The sequence below is a fragment of the Mesorhizobium sp. M2C.T.Ca.TU.002.02.1.1 genome (assembly GCF_003997225.1).
The window spans coordinates 1-1,668 of sequence record NZ_RZTO01001084.1 but is presented as its reverse complement, the minus strand read 5'-3'; the positions used below and the strand labels follow the sequence as shown (position 1 = coordinate 1,668).

At 64.3% G+C, this 1,668-nt stretch carries 3 protein-coding genes; all 3 read left to right on the top strand.

All coding sequences use genetic code 11. The features are described 5' to 3' along the window. Window positions 1-229, top strand: a 229-nt coding sequence (locus EOD07_RS33590) for an L-serine ammonia-lyase, iron-sulfur-dependent, subunit alpha (protein ID WP_206519640.1), incomplete at its 5' end; no start/stop codon positions are given. A gap of 84 nt (window positions 230-313) precedes the next feature. Next, window positions 314-751: a DUF1489 family protein gene (locus EOD07_RS33585; protein WP_127238272.1), complete on the top strand. Its 438-nt coding sequence runs from the start codon at window positions 314-316 to the stop codon at window positions 749-751. 216 nt (window positions 752-967) lie between these two features. Then, window positions 968-1,666: a molecular chaperone DnaJ gene (locus EOD07_RS33580; RefSeq protein ID WP_127238271.1), complete on the top strand. Its 699-nt coding sequence runs from the start codon at window positions 968-970 to the stop codon at window positions 1,664-1,666. Window positions 1,667-1,668: the final 2 nt, after the last annotated feature.

Here is a 1,668-nt window from a genome sequence, read left to right as displayed (position 1 = left end):
GACTTGCGATCCGGTCGGCGGCCTGGTGCAGGTGCCTTGCATCGAGCGCAATGCGCTGGGCGCGGTGAAGGCCGTGACCGCCGCGTCCTTGGCCATCAAGGGCGACGGCACGCATTTCGTGCCGCTCGACGCCGCGATCGAGACCATGCGCCAGACCGGCCTCGACATGAACGAGAAATACAAGGAAACCAGCCTCGGCGGGTTGGCGGTGAACGTGGTGGAGTGCTGAGGTCTCACGAAGACCCCGGACTGGCCCTGTGGAGAAGTCGCTCAAGGCGTTGACGCGCCGACCCTTGCGGCTAAATCTTGAGCCATGTCACTCAATCTTATCAAATTGTGCGTCGGCTGCGACAGCGTCGAAGATCTCGAGGAGTGGATCGCCTTCCGCCTCGACGAGCGGCGCCGCGCCGGCGAGCCGGCCGAGCATTGGCACACCACCCGCATGATGCCGACGCGCGGCGCGGAAATCACCGATGGCGGCTCGCTTTACTGGGTGATCAGGGGCAGCGTGCAGTGCCGGCAGCTGATCACAGAGATCAGGCCCTTTACCGACGATGAAGGCATCGGCCGCTGCCATCTGGTGCTCGATCCCGAGGTCGTGCGGACGGACTGGCAGCCTCGGCGCGCGTTCCAGGGCTGGCGTTACCTCAAGCCCGCCGATGCGCCGGCCGATCTCGGCAAGGGCAGGGCGGCACTCGCCGAGATGCCGCCGAAGCTCAGGCTGGAACTCGCCGAACTCGGCCTGCTTTAGCGCGTTTCACCGTTTCACGGAAACGGCGAACCGCTCTATCCGTTTGTTTTTCGCAATTCCGGACGGAAAACCGCTCACACTTTTCCTGGAATTGCCCTGCGCTTTGCGGGCGCCCCGGCGCTGGCCCTTCGGCTCGCCTGATGTGGGACTTGCAAGCGCCAGACCTTGGTCCCATCCTATTTCTATGCTCAGTCATCTCTATGGCGGCGCTAATCGATGGGCGTGATCCTTGCTTTGGCAGCGGTGCTCGTGGTGCTTTTCGGCGCCGCGTTGCTCTTTGTGCGCGCGGATGCGGCAAGGATGGCCGACGGTCTGAGATCGCTTGGGCCGGCCTTCCTTGGGCTGGTCGGCGCACCCATGCTGATCTTCGGCCGCAGCCTTATCGGCGGATTGCTTTTGCTCGCGGCACTGGCCTGGGTCGGCTGGATACGAACGAGGCGGCCGGCGGCAAGGGCCGCGGCGTCCAAACACTCGACGGTGCGTACCGCCGCTCTCGAAATGGACCTCGACCATGACAGCGGCAAGCTCGAGGGTCTTGTTCTGGCAGGGCGTTATGAAGGCAAGATGCTTGGGGCCATGGGGCTGACGGACCTGCGCCAGCTTCATGGCGAGCTCAACCCCGATCTGGAGAGCCGCCAGCTTCTAGAGACGTATCTTGACGGCCGTTTTCCCGTCTGGCGCAAGGACGCGCAGCCGCACGGTGGCGAAGGGCTGGGTGTTGCGCCAGGTGCGGGCGCCATGACTAAGGAGGAGGCCTACAAGGTCCTTGGTCTTGAAGCGGGGGCTGCCGCGGCGGATATCCGCAAGGCGCACCGCCGCCTGATGCAGCGCCTGAACGCCGATGTCGGCGGTACGTCTGTCCTGGCGGCGCGGATCAATGAAGCCAAGGACGTCTTGCTCTCCAATCACGATTAGTC

What these genes read in the sequence shown, in the direction of transcription:
- EOD07_RS33585 (WP_127238272.1), top strand. Translation starts at nt 314, where the DNA reads ATGTCACTCAATCTTATCAAATTGTGCGTCGGCTGCGACAGCGTCGAA.
- EOD07_RS33580 (WP_127238271.1), top strand. Translation starts at nt 968, where the DNA reads ATGGGCGTGATCCTTGCTTTGGCAGCGGTGCTCGTGGTGCTTTTCGGC.